The 17,353-nt window shown below is 70.3% G+C and carries 13 protein-coding genes and 4 pseudogenes; 4 read left to right on the forward strand and 13 right to left on the reverse strand.

Annotation, left to right across the window (positions count from 1 at the left end; genetic code table 11):
• Positions 1 to 26: 26 nt before the first annotated feature.
• Positions 27 to 3,215, forward strand: a complete 3,189-nt coding sequence (locus tag OG241_RS48600) for a glycosyl hydrolase family 95 catalytic domain-containing protein (protein WP_405825427.1) — start codon at positions 27 to 29, stop codon at positions 3,213 to 3,215.
• Positions 3,216 to 3,379: 164 nt separating this feature from the next.
• On the opposite strand, the gene OG241_RS48605 is transcribed toward OG241_RS48600, so the two are convergent.
• A complete protein-coding gene (locus tag OG241_RS48605; protein ID WP_405825428.1) occupies positions 3,380 to 3,961 on the reverse strand; it encodes a snapalysin family zinc-dependent metalloprotease in 582 nt (193 codons plus the stop codon).
• Between the two features lie 303 nt (positions 3,962 to 4,264).
• On the opposite strand from OG241_RS48605, the pseudogene OG241_RS48610 reads away from it, so the two are divergent.
• Positions 4,265 to 4,366: pseudogene (locus OG241_RS48610) on the forward strand (hypothetical protein); the annotation flags it as partial.
• Positions 4,367 to 4,435: 69 nt separating this feature from the next.
• On the opposite strand, the pseudogene OG241_RS48615 reads toward OG241_RS48610, so the two are convergent.
• From OG241_RS48615 to OG241_RS48635, 5 genes and pseudogenes are all read right to left on the reverse strand, one after another.
• Positions 4,436 to 4,706 (reverse strand): annotated as a pseudogene (locus tag OG241_RS48615) (ISAzo13-like element transposase-related protein); the annotation flags it as partial.
• Between the two features lie 13 nt (positions 4,707 to 4,719).
• Positions 4,720 to 4,896 (reverse strand): annotated as a pseudogene (locus OG241_RS48620) (helix-turn-helix domain-containing protein); the annotation flags it as partial.
• A gap of 71 nt (positions 4,897 to 4,967) precedes the next feature.
• Positions 4,968 to 5,339: pseudogene (locus OG241_RS48625) on the reverse strand (hypothetical protein); the annotation flags it as partial.
• 235 nt (positions 5,340 to 5,574) lie between these two features.
• A complete protein-coding gene (locus OG241_RS48630; protein ID WP_405825430.1) occupies positions 5,575 to 7,620 on the reverse strand; it encodes a hypothetical protein in 2,046 nt (681 codons plus the stop codon).
• On the reverse strand, positions 7,620 to 8,666 hold the full coding sequence (locus OG241_RS48635) for a protein TolB (protein ID WP_405825432.1): 1,047 nt from the start codon (positions 8,664 to 8,666) through the stop codon (positions 7,620 to 7,622). The genes OG241_RS48630 and OG241_RS48635 overlap by 1 nt, the downstream gene beginning before the upstream one ends.
• A gap of 183 nt (positions 8,667 to 8,849) precedes the next feature.
• On the opposite strand from OG241_RS48635, the gene OG241_RS48640 reads away from it, so the two are divergent.
• Together OG241_RS48640 and OG241_RS48645 are read left to right on the forward strand one after the other, a co-directional pair.
• Complete coding sequence (locus OG241_RS48640) at positions 8,850 to 8,987, forward strand: hypothetical protein (protein ID WP_266834533.1); 138 nt, start codon at positions 8,850 to 8,852, stop codon at positions 8,985 to 8,987.
• 440 nt (positions 8,988 to 9,427) lie between these two features.
• The gene (locus OG241_RS48645; protein ID WP_405825434.1) at positions 9,428 to 10,300 is read left to right on the forward strand and encodes a universal stress protein; all 873 of its coding nucleotides are present in this window, start codon (positions 9,428 to 9,430) and stop codon (positions 10,298 to 10,300) included.
• A 1-nt stretch (position 10,301) separates the two neighbouring features.
• Here OG241_RS48645 and OG241_RS48650 read toward each other — a convergent pair whose 3' ends face one another.
• From OG241_RS48650 to OG241_RS48680, 7 genes are all read right to left on the reverse strand, one after another.
• Complete coding sequence (locus tag OG241_RS48650) at positions 10,302 to 11,561, reverse strand: DUF4032 domain-containing protein (RefSeq protein ID WP_405825436.1); 1,260 nt, start codon at positions 11,559 to 11,561, stop codon at positions 10,302 to 10,304.
• Between the two features lie 54 nt (positions 11,562 to 11,615).
• The gene (locus tag OG241_RS48655) at positions 11,616 to 12,356 is read right to left on the reverse strand and encodes an MBL fold metallo-hydrolase (RefSeq protein WP_405825438.1); all 741 of its coding nucleotides are present in this window, start codon (positions 12,354 to 12,356) and stop codon (positions 11,616 to 11,618) included.
• Between the two features lie 91 nt (positions 12,357 to 12,447).
• Positions 12,448 to 13,074, reverse strand: coding sequence for an alpha-ketoglutarate-dependent dioxygenase AlkB (locus OG241_RS48660; protein WP_405825440.1), 627 nt, complete (start codon positions 13,072 to 13,074; stop codon positions 12,448 to 12,450).
• Between the two features lie 160 nt (positions 13,075 to 13,234).
• Positions 13,235 to 14,431 (reverse strand): NAD(P)/FAD-dependent oxidoreductase, encoded by a 1,197-nt coding sequence (locus OG241_RS48665; RefSeq protein WP_405825441.1) that lies wholly within the window; start codon positions 14,429 to 14,431, stop codon positions 13,235 to 13,237.
• Positions 14,428 to 15,741 (reverse strand): FMN-binding glutamate synthase family protein, encoded by a 1,314-nt coding sequence (locus OG241_RS48670; RefSeq protein ID WP_405825443.1) that lies wholly within the window; start codon positions 15,739 to 15,741, stop codon positions 14,428 to 14,430. Before OG241_RS48670 ends, OG241_RS48665 begins: the two co-directional genes overlap by 4 nt.
• A 12-nt stretch (positions 15,742 to 15,753) precedes the next feature.
• On the reverse strand, positions 15,754 to 16,437 hold the full coding sequence (locus OG241_RS48675) for a glutamate synthase (RefSeq protein WP_405825445.1): 684 nt from the start codon (positions 16,435 to 16,437) through the stop codon (positions 15,754 to 15,756).
• Positions 16,425 to 17,297: a glutamine amidotransferase gene (locus OG241_RS48680; protein WP_405825447.1), complete on the reverse strand. Its 873-nt coding sequence runs from the start codon at positions 17,295 to 17,297 to the stop codon at positions 16,425 to 16,427. The genes OG241_RS48675 and OG241_RS48680 overlap by 13 nt, the downstream gene beginning before the upstream one ends.
• Positions 17,298 to 17,353: the final 56 nt, after the last annotated feature.

Genomic DNA, 17,353 nt, shown 5'->3' on the forward strand with positions numbered 1-17,353 from the left:
ACTGACCACTGCCTGGGAGACCTGCTGTGACCCGAGTGCCCCAACCGCAGCGAAGGAGCGTCCTCAAGTTCGGCGGCGCCTTCGCCCTCGCACCGCTGGCCGACGGGCTCTTCGGGGGACCGGCCGTCGCCGACAGCGCAAGGCGATCAGCCGTCCAGTGGCCCGACCTGTCGCGCGAGGCGCTGACGTATTCGGTCCCCGCTGCGGATTGGGAGTCGCAGGCACTGCCGATCGGGAACGGCAGGCTGGGCGCCATGCTCTTCGGCGATCCCTCCGTGGACCGTATCCAGTTCAACGAGCAGAGTCTGTGGGGTGGGGTCAACGACTACGACAACGCCCTAGCGGGTCAGCCGGACAGTGCGTTCGACACCGGCATGACGGGCTTCGGTTCGTACCGGAACTTCGGAGACGTCGTCGTGGCGTTCGGGTCCCACGGGGCCCGGCCGAAGGTCACGGCCCCGGGAGGGCCGTACAACTCCTCCTCGGCGGAAGGGGTCGACAAGTCGTACGACGGGACATCGAGCACCAAGTGGTGTATCGACGGGCCCGGTTCGAAGGTGCAGTGGCAGGTCGAGCTGCCCGACCCCGTCGCGGTCACGTCCTACCGGCTGACCAGTGCCAACGACGTACCGGAGCGGGACCCGCAACACTGGACGCTCTCCGGTTCCGCCGACGGTGCAAGTTGGACCACGCTGGACGACCGCTCCCTGTCGACTCCTTTCGAAAGCCGGTTACAGACAAAGGACTTCACCTGTGCCGCCAGTGGGTCGTACCGCTTCTACCGGTTCGACTTCGTCCCCAAGGCGGGGGTCAGCCATTTCCAGGTGAGCGAGATCGGGCTGTCGGGTGTCGACCTCGGCTCCGGCGTCGGTCCGGTGTACCTGTCCTCGCCGAGCGGACACTCAGGGGGGTTTGGGACCGGTTCGCGGGAAACGGACATCTCCCGTTCGGTGGACGGTGATCCCGGTACGGTTTGGCGGGTTGGCGGTGCCGCGCGGACGGTCGTATGGCAGGCCGATCTGGCCGGTGCGGCCGCCGTCACCTCGTACTCCCTGACGGCGGCCCCGGACCGGCCGCGGGACGACCCCCGGCGGTGGACGCTCCAGGGCTCCCAGGACGGGCAGGCGTGGGTGACGCTCGACACGCAGAGCTTCGCGGCGCCTTTCGCCGGGCGCGGCGAGACGCGGACCTACCGGATCGCCAACACCACCGAGTACCAGACGTACCGGATCACGTTCTCGCCCGGCGAATCGTCCACCGGCTTCCAGGTCGCGGAAGTCGCCCTGGCGGGCGCGGAGTTCGACACCCGCACACAGCGCACGTTCGTCGACTACCAACGCGCCCTGGACTTCACCCAAGGGGTGCACACCACCCGCTTCGGCGCACCGGGACGGCGTTTTCAACGGGAGGCCTTCGCGAGCCGCTCCGCGGATGTGATGGTCTTCAGGTACACGTCGGCGAGTGCACGGGAACTGTCCGGAACAGTCTCCCTGACGTCCGCGCAGGACGGAGCCCCGACGACGGCCGACGCCCGACGGCTCGCTTTCCACGGAGTCATGGGCAACGGCCTCAAGCACGCGTGCGCCGTCCGGGTCCTGCATACCGACGGAACCGTGAGTGCCGACGGCTCGGCACTCAGGTTCACCGGCTGCACGACGCTGACCCTGCTGCTCGACGCCCGCACCGACTACAAGCTCGACGCCGCCGCCGGGTGGCGCGGAGCCGACCCGCAGCCCGCCATCGACAAGGCGCTCAACACGGCCGCGAGACGGTCCTACAGCGCACTGCGCGACGAGCACACCGCCCAGGTACGTACCCTCATGAACCGGGTCTCCGTCGACTGGGGCACCTCCGAGGACGCCGTCGTCGCCCTGCCCACCCAAGCGCGGCTGGCGCGCTACGCGGCCGGCGGCGACGACCCGACCCTCGAGCAGACGATGTTCGACTACGGCCGCTACCTGCTGATCAGTTCCTCCCGACCGGGCGGCCTGCCCGCCAACCTCCAGGGCCTGTGGAACGACAGCAACGCGCCCGCCTGGGCCTCGGACTACCACACCAACATCAACATCCAGATGAACTACTGGGGAGCCGAGACCACGAACCTGCCGGAGAGCCACAAGGCGCTCGTCGAGTTCATCAGGCAGGTCGCGGTGCCCAGCCGCGTGGCCACCCGCAACGCCTTCGGCAAGGACACGCGCGGTTGGACTGCCCGCACCAGCCAGAGTGTCTTCGGCGGCAACGCGTGGGAGTGGAACACCGTCGCGAGTGCCTGGTACGCCCAACACCTTTACGAGCACTGGGCGTTCACCCAGGATCTGGACTATCTCCGCACCGTCGCGCACCCGATGATCAAGGAGATCTGCGAGTTCTGGGAGGACCACCTCAAGGAGCGCGAAGACGGGCTCCTCGTCTCGCCGAACGGCTGGTCGCCGGAGCACGGGCCGCGCGAGGACGGCGTGATGTACGACCAGCAGATCATCTGGGACCTCTTCCAGAACTACCTCGACTGCGAGGCGGTCCTCCAGGCCGACCCCGCCTACCGGGCGAAGGTCGCCGACATGCAGGCGCGTCTCGCACCGAACAAGGTAGGAAAGTGGGGGCAGTTGCAGGAATGGCAGGAGGACATCGACAGCCCCACGGACATCCACCGCCATACTTCGCATCTCTTCGCGGTCTATCCCGGTCGTCAGATCACCCCGAGGACAGCCGGCTTCGCGGCCGCCGCGCTCGTCTCGCTCAAGGCACGGTGTGGCGAGAAGGAAGGGGTTCCCTTCACCGCCGCGACGGTGTCGGGTGACAGCCGCCGCTCGTGGACCTGGCCCTGGCGGGCCGCGCTCTTCGCCCGCCTCGGTGACGGCCACCGCGCCCAGATCATGCTGCGCGGCCTCCTGACGTACAGCACGCTGCCGAACCTGTTCTGCAACCATCCGCCCTTCCAGATGGACGGCAACTTCGGCACCTCGGGAGCCGTGGCGGAGATGCTCCTGCAGAGCCACGACGGCGTGATCCATCTGCTGCCTGCCCTGCCGGACAGCTGGAAGGCCAAGGGTTCCTTCAAGGGGCTCCGCGCCCGGGGCGGCTACGACGTCAGCTGTGCGTGGCGGGGCGGGAGAGTCACCTCCTACAAGATCGTGGCCGACCGTGCACGAGACCGGAGGCGGGTCGCCGTGCGGGTGAACGGCGTCGACATGAAGATCAAGCCTGCCACGGCCTGACGGGGAGATGGGGACTGCGGACGGCGTCGCGCCCGTGAGCTGCGGGCAAGTGCGGATGCTCATCCTCGCGGAGCGACAGAAGACGCTTTGGACGCCGCGATGGTCGCCACGTCCCGGGGATCTCCGACATCCCCGGGACGCACGTCCGCTTGATGGCTGTGTGGTCAGGGTGCGTCGATGAGGATCCGGCCGTCGGTGGGTGCGAACGCGGCGATTCCGCTTGCGTAGGCGGACTGTACGCGGGAGCGCTCGGTGGCGTTCGGTGTGGCGTTCGTGCAGGCTGTGCCGGGGCTCGACCCCGACATCAGCTGTGAGCATGGGCCGGGCTTGGTGTCCGGCAGGCCCAGGCTGTGTCCCAGCTCGTGAGCGGCGATCCGGGTCTTGTTGTAGCCCTGGTCCACGGCCTGGCTGCCGAGTTCGACGCGGACCTGACGGCCCGGACGAACGGGGCCGAGCGTGGCCTGCGGCCAGCCCGTGGTGGCGACGATCACGATCTCGGCCACGGTGCCGGGCGCCGCCTCTACCAGATGGACGTTGCTCACGTTCGCGTTCCACGAGGCGACTCCTGCCGCGATCGCGGCCTCCCAGCCTGGGGCGCGACTGTCGTCGTAGCGAAGCGTCACCGTTGCCGCCTGCGCAGTGGACGATTCATCCGGGGGAGCGGGGGCGGCGGTCGCGGCGCCCGCCATGGCGAGGACGAGCGCTGTGGCGGAAGTGCCTGCCTTGAGCCAAGTGCCGAGGGACATTGCTGATCCTTCATCCGTGGGGGGAATCCGGCCCCGGCGGGGCCGGGTCCGCGAATGAGCGGTACGGGTTGTCCGGTGGGGGCCGGACGCTCCGTCGACCGCCCCTCCGGGGCGTTGCGAGGGTATGCCCTGTGGCCATTGTTCGTCATGTCCCTGCCATGAATATTTTCCGTCAGAAGCCAGTTGAGTTTGGCGAAGGCCACGGAAGACGATCTCGGACCTGGAGCGGAGTTGCGGCCCGGGAAGCGTGGCCTTCCTGTAACTGGCAGAACCGGGAAATGGGAGGCTCCCTCGGCGAGGGCGATGCGGGTACTGCGGGGCAAAGTCCGTGCGGCGACCGCTCGTTCGAAGACTGAGCGGCCGGTATCCGCTGTGGTCGCCGATCTCAACCCGGTCCTGCAGGGCTGGGCTGCGTACTTGGAAACGTACGCAGGGCGACAGCGCATGCCAGTCGGTGAACGGTGTCGGAAAGCTCTGGGCGTCCCGATCCGGATGCCGGGCCCCTTCGGTGGTCCTGGAGGTGCCCTGCAGGGAGAAGCCCCTCCGCCTTCAACGGCGTGACCACTGTGTCCGATACGACCCGGTGCCTCTGGCGCGTCAGCTCGGCCGCCAGATTCCGGGTGGACCTCACCGTCCACAGCAGAGGAGATTTCGGGTCGCCGCGCTGGTCCGGCTCGACCAGCGCCGGCAACGCGGGCACCTGCCCCGGATCGGCCTCCCGCAAGGGCTTCCGCCCCGCGCCCGGTCAGACCTTCCATGCCGCTTTCACGCCAGGCCCGGCGCCACTGCCCCACCGAACGCTCGCTCACCCGCGCGTCCTTGGCGATGTCCGCAGTCCTGTCACCTCGTGCGAACCTCTGCCCGGCCTCCAGCCGGATCCCTTCACGCACGGCCCGCCGCTCAGCAGTCAGGCCCTCACCATCCGCGTACCGCACAACACCGGCATACCGCAGGGATCACCCAACGTCACCACCCGAAGGCAACCCGAAAAGGTCAGTAACTCCTAGACCACGGAGTTCAGTTGGTCGGTCAGACGGTCGGTGCCGCGCTGGCTGCGCTCCACGACGCCGGGAACCTGCTCACGGAACGTCTGCCGCGGGCAGTCGAGAACCGGGCACGCCAGGCGGCGGACGCGAACCGAGACGACGATCCACTGTCCGTCCACCGGCACGTCCGCGAGCACCCGCCGCAGCGCGGCCAGGAACACCCGGTCACTCGGGGCGAACAACACCCGATCCCCGTCGAGTTGGCGTTCCAGCACCGTGATCCGATGACGCAGCGCGAGGATCTCCGCAGCCGTGTCCTCGTTGCTCACCGGCAGCAGCCGCAGCAGGGCGAACACGTTCGCCACACCCAGACAGGCCAGTCGCAGCAGCACGACAGATCATCCTGCCGGTGCACTCACCAGGTGCCCGGAGCACCCGCCCGAGCGCCCGCGCTCGACACCACCCGTACACCAGCCCCCACCAGGACGGATGAGTTTTTCGGCAGGCGCAGGGCTTTCGCCGAGGAACACCACTGGCGTGCGCGCGAGCGCGAAGACTCGCTCGGTGTTGTGTGCATGATGGTCCCCCGTTGTGGTGTTGCCTGTTGTTCGTGGTGGTTGTCGCCTGCTACCGCACTGTCCGCAGGAAGATGTCCGTCACCCCGTTCGTGTCCCCTTCCACCAGATCGGGTGAGGCCGACTCGAACGCGACGACCGTGCCGTCGGCGTTGACCGAGGGGTGCCCGGCCGGGAGGTCGTTGCGGCCGCCCCAGCGATCGACGCTGACCAACTGGTTCTTCCCCGTGGCGATTTCGAGCAGGTACACGGAACGGCCCGAGGTGTACGCGAACTCTGTGCCGTGCCTGGAGAGCGAGGGCTGGGCGCCCCTGACCCGGGCCGTGGTGGTGCCGGTGTCGAGGTTCCGGACACAGACGTACCGGCCCTGCTGGAAGGCGATCGTCCGGCCGCTGAGGGAGGGGGCCGAGGCGCCGTGCGCGACCTTCGACAGGTCGCCGGTGTCCAGGTCATGGACGTAGACGTCGCCTCCCTGCTCGAAGGCGATGTACCGGCCGTCGTAGTCGATGGACGGGTTGCCCGCCGGACCGCCCGAGGGCGCGCTGACCACGTCCGTGGTGCCGCTGTCCAACTTGAAGCGGTAGACGCGGGGTTGCGGGTCCGGGTCGGCGTCGGTGGCGGGCAGGGTCGCCGCGTAGGTGATCCACTGGCAGGTGGGGCTGATCCGGGGCCGCCCCATCCAGGTGAAGCGGACGCCCTGGTAGGAGTCCAGGGTGGTGACCTGGCCGACTGAGCGGTAGCGGACGTGGACCTCCGGGGCGCCGTCGGCGGCGGACGGGACCAGGTAGCCCACGATGCGTCCGTTGGAGCAGAGAGTGCTCTCCGACGACGGCTTCTCCGTGTCGGAGTTGACCTGGACGACGCGGAGGGGCGCGTTGATGAAGACGTCTTCCTCCGAGGTGAAGGTGACGAGCTTGCGCTCATCCATCTCCGGGGCGTGGGACGCCCCGGCCGGTCCGCCGAGCCGTTCGGTGACGGACGGCATCGGGGCCGGGTTCTTCCCGAGGTCGCCCGAGAAGGCGAACACGTCCGACTGCCGGTTGGTGTCGCCCGGCACCAGGTGGGATTCCGTCGAACTGAACGCCACCACACGTCCCTTGGCGGACAGAGAGTCGCCCATCACCGTGGCGGTCCACGAGAGGGTGGCCCCTCGCAGCCCCGTGCGCAGGTCACGCACCCGCACGCCGTCCGTGCCCGTGACGACGACGTACCGGCCGTCCGCCGTGGCCGAGGAGGCGGTTCCTTCGGCCACCCGTCGCGATGTGCCCGTGCTCAAGTCGTGGACGTACACCCCGGTGTTGGCGTTGAGGAGGACCCGGCGGCCGTCCGCCGTGATCCGGATCAGATGGGCGACACCGAGGTCCGCGTCGACGTGGATGCGCTGGCCCGTCGCCCGGTCCTTGACGAAGACGTCGTTCGGGTCGTCGCCCTCGATGTCCCCCTGGACCGAGTAGGCGACCCGATTGCCGTCACCGCTCACCGAGGCCTTGCTCTTGTCGCCCTCCTCGGCGGTCGAGATCAGCTCCTCGGTGCCGGTCTCCGTGTCCCGGATGTACAGCAGCCGCGCGGTTTGCCCTCCGTTGCGGCCGCCGACGGTGTACGCGACGTGCGTGCCGTCGGGGCTGATCGACTGGGCGCGGCCCAACTCGGCGGAGCCGGGCGGGTCTTCGGGCCACAGCCGCTCCGAACGGCCGGTGGCGCTGTCGTACAGGTAAGGAGCCTGGAAGCGGGTGCCGGCGGAGAAGGCGACACGGCTCCCGTCGGCGCTGGACAGCGGCGCGTCGTAGGTGTGGCCGCTGCCGAGGTCGATCCTGGTCAGGCCGCCGTCGGTCAGGTCCTTCAGGAACAGGCACGGGGAGAGGCGCTCGCAGCCGAGGCTCGGCGCGGTGGACGTGAACGCGACCTGGTGGCCGTCGGCGCTGATCGAGGCCCCGCTCGACGGTCCGTCGGCCTGACCGCCGTCGGCGGCCGTGCTCACCCGCTCGGTACGGGGCTCGTCGGGCCTCTGGTGACCCCGGTCCTGTGCGGCGGCCGCCGGCGTCCAGGCGAGCGCGATCGCGACTGCCGCGCCGAGCACGGCTCTTGAGGCGCGGAACATCAGCGTGACCTCCACTGGAAGACGTCGTACAGACCGTTGGTGTCATCGGGGACGACGTCCGGGTCCTCCGTTGAGTAGACGACGGAGCGGCCGTGGGCGGAGACCGAGCCCGCGGTGGCGCTGCCGTGTCCGACGGGGATCTCGCGTCCGCCGCGCAGGGTCGGGTTCGCGTCCGTGTCCCGCGTCAACAGCCGCTGCCCGTCCGGCCTGACGGCCAGGACCCGGACGCCGGGGAAGTGCCGGACGCAGCCCGTGCGCAGGTCCCGTACATAGGAGCCGTCGGCCGAATCCATTGCCAGGACACGGCCGTTGGCGCTCAGCTGGACCACGGTCGAGGGCGTGCCGTCGTCGGCCTCGGTCTGCGCGCCGGTGACGCGGTCGGCGACCCACACGTCACCGGTGCCGTTGTCCTGGTAGGCGGCCCGGCGGCCGTCGCCGCTGATCGACGGTCTGTCCATGTCCCGGTTGGAGTCCTGCGGGCCCGCGCTGACGGTCTCACGGGTGCCGGTCAGACGGTCGTAGAGGTCGATGCGATTCGGGAACTCAGGGTGCCCGAGCCACCGGTAGGCGATGTAGCGACCGTCCTCGCTGATGGTCGGCGAGGACGCGGTGTCCCGGCCGGCGGGGGCCCCGACCCGGATTCTGGTGCCCGTGCTCAGGTCGGACAGAAAGACGTTGATGTTGCGGCTGCCCCAGTCGGTGTACGTGGCCCAGCGGCCGTCGGCGCTGGGCCGGGGCGTGCTCAGCGCCTGCTCGATCTTGGTGACCTCGCCGGTTGTCAGGTCACGGATGTAGGAGTAGGCGCCCGGGCGGGTGACCCCCTCGGGCACGAGGTTGGTGGCCGACGAACGGAACGCGATGTAGCGGCCGTTCGGCGTGGTGACGGCCGCGCTGGAGGCGCCGTCGCCCTGGGTGCCGTCGGCGGCGGTGCTGACCCGCTCCGTCCGGGGCGCGTGCTGCGCGGCACCGGCGGTCGTTCCGGTGAACGCGAGCAGCAGCGCCGTCGACAAGGAAATGCCGGACACGGTCTCAGCTCTGCCGGACATGGCTGAAGCCTTGGACATGTTCCCCCTTGTGTTCCCCGTTGACGCATGACCCCCGGCCCCGCGCCGAGGGCTCCCTTCGAGGCAAACGCATCAACTACCACAGGGTCAATCGGCCTTGTTGCGTACAACCCGGACGGAAGGTCACGCGTCCGCGAGGAGAGGCTCGTCCAGGAACGCCCGCACGTGGCCGAGAATCGTCCGCAACCCGTCCCACCCGGGGTACGCGGGCATCTCGTCGAGCCGCCGGACCGGCTCGGCCAGTCGGCTTCCGGGCTGTCGTCGGCGGGGACCGGGACCCAGCAGGCCTCGGTGGTGTCGTAGTGCAGGGTTACGCTGCCGAATCCGGTCAGACCCAGGTCGTGCAGGGCGTCGAACGCGGAGTCGTCCAGTTCCCGGTCGAGGAGGATCCGTACGGCAGCCTGGCCGGTTCGGGCGGCTGCATGGACGGGAGGGAACGGGAGGGAATACGCAGAGCGAGCCCGCCTGGAACTCGTCCGGACGGGCCCTGGAAGGGCTGCGGGCCGAGTGGCATGCGGGGCTCAGCCCAGTCGGGGCATCCAGCCGTGCTTGTCGTCCCGGACGCCCCGCTGGATGGCGAGCCGCGCTCCGCTCCGGTCGGCTCATCCGCTCGCCGAGCACGGGGAGTTCGTCGCCCTCCGGGGTCGCCGCGTCCACGATCACTTGTTCCCACTGCGAGGGCATGGGCACAGGGTGGTGAACACTGGGCCCGGTAAGCATGATCACGACCCGGAGGGAACCGTATGACGCGTCCGATCACGGCAGGGGTGGACGGAACTGCCGAAAGTCACGCCGCGCTGGCCTGGGCAGCCCGGGAGGCCGTCCGCCGGGACCTCGCCCTGCGGGTCGTGCACGTCTGGCAGCTGGTGCCGGACCAGGCGTTCGGGGCCGGGACCCGGGAGACCCACGACCAGTGGGTGCGGGAGGGGGTGGACGAGGCCGCGCGGAGCGTCACCGAACGCCATCCGGGGCTGGACATGACCGTCGACGTGGTCGAGGGCGGCGCGGCGCACTCGCTCGCCGAGGCCGCCGCGCAGGCCGAGATGCTGGTGCTCGGCTCCCGTGGGCACGGCGGTGTCGTCGGGTTCCTGCTCGGCTCGGTCGGGCAGCACGTGATCGCCGAGTCCACGCGGCCCGTCGTCCTCGTCCGCGCCGAGGACCGCGCCTCCGACGAGGCCGCCGGGCGTGAGGTCGTCGTCGGGCAGCACGGCGACCCGGAGGAGAGCGCGCCGGCCCTGCGGTTCGCGTTCGAGGCGGCGGCGGCCCGTGGCGCGGCCGTCCGTGCCGTCCGCGCGTGGAGTCTGCCGCCGGTGTTCGCGTACAGTCCCGGCTCGATGAAGCTCCTCGACGAGGCCGGGGGGCTGGAACCGTACGAGAGGAACGCGCTCGCCGCCGCGCTGGAGCCGTGGCGCGATCGGTTCCCCGAGGTGCCGGTCACCCAGCAGGTGGAGATGGGCAGCGCGGGGGAGGTACTGCTCTCGGTGGCCCCGCACGCGCAGCTCCTGGTCGTCGGGCGGCGCGCGCACCGCTCCGCCGTGGGCGCGCGGATCGGCTCGGTCGCCCACGGCGTACTGCACCACGCGCACTGCCCGGTGGCCGTGGTCCCGCACGAGTGACTCAGACGGGCGGTGCCGTCTCGTCCGTCTCGTCCGTCGGCAGGGGCAGCGCCTGGCGGGCCTTGGGCAGGATGTTGACGATGTAGTCCTTGACCGCCTCGTCCAGACCTATGTCGTGCTGTGCCCGCTCGGAGAGGTACCAGCGGTGCTCCAGCAGCTGGTGGTAGATCTCGGCGGGGTCCACGTTCCCCCGCAGTTCGCGCGGCACCTCGCGCACGGTCGGCCGGAACACCTCGCGCACCCACCGGTGCGCGAGCACCTCCGGGCTGGCACCCAGGGGATCGCCAGGCTCGTAGTCGTCCTGGGTGGCCATCCAGCTCTCCAGGTCGCTCAGGAGCCGCCGCGCCTGGTTCTCCTCGGTGTCGAGCCCGGTCAGCCGCAGCAGCTGGCGCTGGTGGTGGCCGGCGTCGACGACCTTCGGTACGAAGGTCACGGTGTCGCCGTTCGAGGAGTGCTCGATCTGCATCTCGGCCACGTCGAAACCGAGTTCGTTGAGGCGCCGGATCCGGCGCTCGATGTAGTGGTACTTGCCCGCCGGGTAGACGGAGGTCCGGGTCAGCTCCTGCCACAGCCGCTGGTAGCGGGCGCAGATCTCCATGCCGAACTCGATCGGGTCCACGGAGGGGTGCAGCGCCCCGGACGCCTCCAGGTCCAGCAGCTCACCGCTGATGTTCACCCGGGCGAGGTCGAGGTCGTACTCGCGCTGTCCGTCGCTGAGCTGCGGGTGCAGATCGCCCGTCTCGGCGTCGACCAGGTAGGCGGCGTAGGCGCCCGCGTCACGCCGGAACAGGGTGTTGGACAGGGAGCAGTCGCCCCAGGCGAACCCGGCGAGGTGGAGCCGGACCAGCAGGACCGCCAGCGCGTCCATCAGACGGTGCATGGTGGCCGGGCGCATCGTCGTCTCGAACATCGAGCGGTACGGCATGGAACCGCCGAGGTGCCGGGTGATCAGCACCGGCTCCAGGGCGCCGCCCTCGTCGGTGGCCCGCCCGGTGACGACGGCGAGGGGGTCGACGGCCGGGATGCCGAGCCGGTCCAGGTCGCGCAGCAGTTCGTACTCACGCAGGGCGGGACGTTCCGCCAGCTCCTTGACGGCGATCACCTCGTCGCCGGCGCGTGCGTAGCGCACGACGTGCCGGGAGATACCGCGCGGCAGCGGAACGAGGTAGCGGTCGGGCCACTCCTCCAGGGGGAGGTCCCACGGCAGTTCGAGCAGGAGTGCGGGGTGCTCGGGGTTGGTGGCGCTGATCTGCAATGCCATGGCTCGACCGTTCTCGTTTTGCCGGTGATCGTCACATCACTGTAGAGCGCCGTCTCACAGGGCCCGCTCCCGCGCCTGCCCGGCCGCCTCCAGCACGCTGCCGTGGTGCACGGGCCCGTGCCCGGGCAGTACGACGTCGCCCGGGAGCTTCGCCAGCAGGTCCAGCGAGGCCAGCGCACGCGCGCGCTCTCGGTGGAACATGTCCGGCAGCAGTTGCGGGCCCTTGAGCCGAGAGGTCGGATGCCCGCTGACCAGGGCGTCACCGGAGACCACGACCCCGGCGTCCGGGAGGTGGAAGGCGCAGTGCCCGTCGGTGTGCCCGGGGGTGTGTACGGGGATGGGCCCGCCCGGCAGGTCGAGCGCCTCCGGGAACGGCTGCGGCTCGGCGACCGGGACCTGCGCGGTGCCGCCGGAGCGGATCGCGTGCACGGCCCAGGGGAGCACACCCGGCCGCCAGCCGTTCCTCAGCACCTCCCCGACGGTCACCTGGTGCAGGAAGTCCCGGCGCGCGTGCGGTACTTCGGCCTCGTGCGTCAGCACCGGCGTGCCGTACGTGGAGCGCAGGTACTCGGCCGAGCCGATGTGGTCGTTGTGGGCGTGGGTGACGAGTACCGCCGCGACCGCCTCCGGTGAACTGCCCACCTGCGCCAGCGAGTCGAGGACCAGCTGCCGGTCGCCGGGGTATCCGGTGTCGATCAGGGTGGCGGCGTCCCCCTCGGTGAGGATCACCCAGTTGGTGTTGCTCCCGTGTACGAGGTAAATGCCATCGGCGACTTGCTGGACGTCTGCCCGCATGATCTTCCCGTTCTGCAGTTCGCTGCCGGATGACGCACAGCAAAGCAGACGGCGCCGGAGCGGAGCACGACGGGGCACATCCCTCCGTGTCTCACAGCACCCCGCGCGGCCGGAACTGCACGCTGATGCGCGGACCCGTGACCCGTGTGCTCTTGGGAACGGCGTGCTCCCAGGTCCGCTGACAGGAGCCGCCCATCACGATCAGGTCCCCGTGCCCCAGCGCGCGCCGCACCGCCTCCCCGCCGCCCACCGGCCGCAGCAGCAGATCGCGCGGCGTGCCCACGGACAGAATCGCGACCATTGTGTTCTCGCGGGCACCCCGCCCGGTCCGGTCCCCGTGCCAGGCGACGCTGTCCCGCCCGTCCCGGTAGTAGCACAGCCCGGCCGTGGTGAACGGCTCCCCGAGCTCGGCGGCGTAGTGCGCGGCGAGCTCGTCCCGCGCGCGGGACAGCACCGGGTGCGGCAGGGCGTCCGCCTCGCTGTAGAACGCCAGCAGCCTCGGTACGTCCACGACGTGGTCGTACATCTTCCGGCGCTCGGCCCGCCAGGGGACCTCGGCCGCCAGCTGTTCGAACAGGGCGTCCGCTCCGTGCAGCCAGCCGGGCAGTTCGTCGATCCAGGCGCCCTGGCCCAGCGGCGTACGGCGCATTCCGGCCAGGGTGTCGAGCCGAAGCTCGTCCGTCTGGTCGAAGAGTGAACCCTGAAGATGCGCGGTCATGACATCAGCGTACCCCCGTATTCGAATGCACGTTCCTATCATTTGGAGGTGACGAGGCTGGGTGACGGGTGGCGAGATGTGACCGTTCAGGCTTGTTGGCGGCGTCAGTTCATGCCGAAGACCATGATCGCCATGACCGCACGCGACCGGCGACGCCACGTCAGCGCATTTCTCCCGCGCCGATGTACGGCCTCGGGCTGGTGAGCGGTCTGCCCTCGGCGAACCGGTCGAGCCGGAAATCCGCGGCGGGCACCCCCGGGTCACGGGAGTCCGCGTCGTGGACGAGGTCTGCGACGAGTTCACCGACCGCGGGGGAGATCTTGAAGCCATGGCCGCTGAATCCAGCCGCGACGATCAGCCCCTCCGCACCGGCGGGGCCGATGACCGGGTTGAAGTCGGGTGTCACGTCGTAGCAGCCCGCGTAGGTACTCGCCACGGACGCGTCCGTCAGACCGGGGAGCCGGTGGGCCAGTTTCTCCACCGCCGACTCCACGAAGGCGGGGTCGGCCCGGTCGGTGTAGCGGTCGGGGTCGGCGGGTTCCGGGCGGCTCAGGTCGCTGTTGCCGAAGAGCAGGTCCCCGGAGGTCTCCGCCCGGATGTACTGCAGCGACACGAGGTCGGAGAGGACCGGCACCTTGGAGACGTCGACACCCGGGCCCGGCGAGACCAGCACGATCTGTTCGCGGTGCACAGTGACCGGCAGATCGATGCCGAGAGGTGCGAGGAGACCGACCGACCAGGGGCCCGCCGCGACGACGACCGAACGGGTGGCGATCTCCTCCCCGGAGGAGAGCCGGACCCCGGACACCCCCTTCCGGTCGGTGAGGAGTCCGGTGACCGCCGTGCCCTGCCGGACGCGTACGCCGGCGCGGCGGGCGACCGCGGCGAACGCCTGTGCCGTGAGATACCCGTCGCCGTAGCCGCCGCGCGGCTCCCAGCCGAACGCCGCGAAGTCGTCCAGCTTCGCTGTCGGCCACAGAGCGGCCACCTCCTCGTGGGAGATCGTGCCTGTCTCGATGCCGAGGGCACGCTGGGCATCCAGGTTGGCGCGAAGGGCGTCGGCGTTCCGTTCTCCGACGCCGACGACGTAACCGGTCTGGTGGAAGCCGATGTCCCGGCCGAGGATGCCGGCCGCGTTCTCGAAGAGATGCAGGCTTTTCCAGGCCATGGCGGCGAGGGAACCCACGCCGTAGTGGCAGCGGACGACGCCGCTGGACTTGCCCGTGCCGCCGGAGCCGATGGTGTCGCGCTCACAGACGACGACATCGGTGATGCCGCGCCGGGCCAGCGCCCAGGCCGTGGCTGTTCCCTCGACTCCGCCCCCGACGATGACCACGTCGGCCGTACCGGTGCTCACAGTCCACTCCCGGGGATCCACGTCGTCCCGGCCAGCGGTACCCGGGCCATCGCCGCCGCCTCGATGGTCAGAGCCACCAGATCCTCGGGCTCCAGGTGACGCAGGTGCGCCTTGCCGCACGCGCGGGCCAGGGTCTGCGCCTCCATGGTCAGGACCCGCAGATAGTTGGCGATCCGGCGGCCGCCCTCCACCGGGTCCAGACGAGCGGCGAGACCGGGGTCCTGGGTGGTGATGCCAGCGGGGTCCCGGCCGTCCTGGAAGTCGTCGTAGAAGCCTGCCGCGGAACCGAGCCGCTCGTATTCCGCCGCATGCTGTGGATGGTTGTCACCCAGCGCGATCAGCGCGGCCGTGCCGATCGCGACGGCGTCCGCACCCAGTGCCATCGCCTTGGCCACATCGGCGCCGGTGCGGATACCGCCGGAGACGATCAGCTGGACCTTGCGGTGCAGGCCCAGTTCCTGAAGTGCCTGTACGGCCTGGGGAATCGCGGCGAGGGTCGGGATGCCGACATGCTCGATGAACACCTCCTGGGTGGCGGCGGTGCCGCCCTGCATACCGTCCACGACGACCACGTCCGCACCGGCCGCGACCGCGAGCTTCACGTCGTAATACGTCCTGGTGGCACCCACCTTGACATAGACCGGCTTCTCCCAGTCGGTGATCTCCCGCAGTTCGAGGATCTTGATGGCCAGGTCGTCGGGGCCCGTCCAGTCGGGGTGACGGCAGGCGCTGCGCTGGTCGATCCCGGGCGGGAGCGTGCGCATCTCGGCGACCCGGTCGCTGATCTTCTGGCCGAGCAGCATGCCGCCTCCGCCCGGCTTGGCGCCCTGGCCGAGCACGATCTCGATGGCGTCGGCCTTGAGGAGGTCCTCCAGGTTCATGCCGTAGCGCGACGGCAGGTACTGATAGACCAGGTGCTTCGACTGGCCGCGTTCCTCCGGCGTCATTCCGCCGTCGCCCGTCGTGGTGGACGTCCCGGCCTCACTGGCGCCGCGTCCCAGCGCCTCCTTGGCCTGTGCGGACAGCGCCCCGAAGCTCATCCCGGCGATGGTGACGGGGATGTCGAGGTGGAGCGGGAAGGCGGCGTTGCGGTCGCCGAGCACGACGTCGGTGTCGCAGCGCTCCCGGTAACCCTCCAGCGGATAGCGGGACATGGACGCGCCGAGGAAGAGCAGGTCGTCGAAGTGGGGCAGCGGTCGCTTGGCGCCCCAGCCGCGAATGTCGTACACGCCGGTCTCGGCGGCGTGCTGGATCGCGGCGATGGTGGCGCGGTCGAAGGTGGCGGACTCGCGCAGATGCGAGGTGGTCATACGAGGTCCTCCTCAGTACGCGGCGGAGTTGGCGGCCGCGAAGTGGTAGAGCGTGCGCGCCGAGCCGTAGCGGCGGAACTCGGCCGGGTCATGGTCCATGCCCGCCGCGGCCAGCAACTCGGCGATCTCCGCGCGATGTTCGGCCCGCATTTCCTTCTCGACGCAGTCCGCGCCGAGGGAGGCCACCGAGCCGCGTACGTACAGCCTGGCCTCGTAGACCGAGTCGCCGAGCGCCTCGCCCGCGTTCCCGCAGACGACCATGCGTCCGGCCTGCGCCATGAACGCGCTCATGGGGCCGACATCGCCGCCCACCACGATGTCCACGCCCTTCATCGAGATCCCGCAGCGCATCGAGGCGCTGCCCTCGACGACCAGCAGCCCGCCGTGCGCGGTGGCCCCGGCCGACTGGGAGGCGTCGCCGCGCACCCGTACCGTCCCCGACATCATGTTCTCGGCGACTCCGGTGCCCGCGCTGCCGTGCACGGTGACGGAGCCGCCGTCGTTCATGCCCGCGCAGTAGTAGCCCGCGTGCCCGTGGATGTCGACGGTGACCGGATGGCGCAGTCCGACCGCGATGGCGTGCCGCCCGCCCGGGTTGAGTACCTGACAGGCCTCGACGGAGCCGGTGTGCAGCTTGGCGTTGAGATCCCGTACGGGGCTCGTCGCCAGGTCGACCCGTGACGTCAGCGGTGCCATGCGTAGACCCTCTCCGGTTCGGGCTCGTAGATACGAGCGTCTTCGATGCCCGGCAGCACGGCCAGGGCGCGGAACTCCGAGGCCATCGCCACCCATCCCTCGGCCTCGGCGATGATCGCGGGCTTGCAGGCGATGGCGTCGCGGACCACCGCGAAGCCGTCGCCGTTGGTCACCAGGAGCGTGTAGAAGCCGTCGAATCGCTCGCACAGGGTGCGCAACGCCTTCTCCAGGTCCTCTCCCTGGGCGAGCCGCGAGGCGACGAAACGGGCGCCGACCTCGGAGTCGTTCTCGCTGTCGAAGACCACACCCTCGGCCTGCAGCTCCCGCCTGATCGTGGCGTGGTTGGCGAAGGACCCGTTGTGGACGAGGCACTGGTCGTCGCCGACCGAGAAGGGGTGGCAGCCCTCCGGGGTGACCGCCGACTCGGTGGCCATCCGGGTGTGGGCCAGCCCCTGCCAGCCCTGTGCGCCGGCCAGGTCGTAGGTCGCGGACAGGGCGTTCGGGTGGCCGGTGCCCTTGTAGACGGTCAGTTCGGTGCCGGTGCCGACGATCCGGGCGTCGGGGGCGGCCTCCCGTACGGCCGTGGAGAGTGCGTCGACCGCGAGGGGCGCGGCGACGACCGTGGTGTCCCCGGCCGTCGTGATCAGCGCGTCGGGCAGCGCCTTCGCGAGATCGGGCGGCGCGTGGAGAACCGACACGGCCGCGTGACCCTCCGGGCAGCGGCGGCGGTCGCCGTAGACCGCGACGCCGGCCGAGTCGGGGCCGCGCTCGACGACCTGGCCCAGCATGGCGTCGAGCAGGATGCCGAGCTGCGGATGCAGTTCGGGGTCACGCAAGTGGAGCCCCACAATCCCGCACATGGGCGCTTCCCCCTTCCGGAAATCGCATGGTCAACAGTGGTTCACGGTGATTCATG

The organism is Streptomyces sp. NBC_01390, assembly GCF_045040105.1.
Classification (GTDB): domain Bacteria; phylum Actinomycetota; class Actinomycetes; order Streptomycetales; family Streptomycetaceae; genus Streptomyces.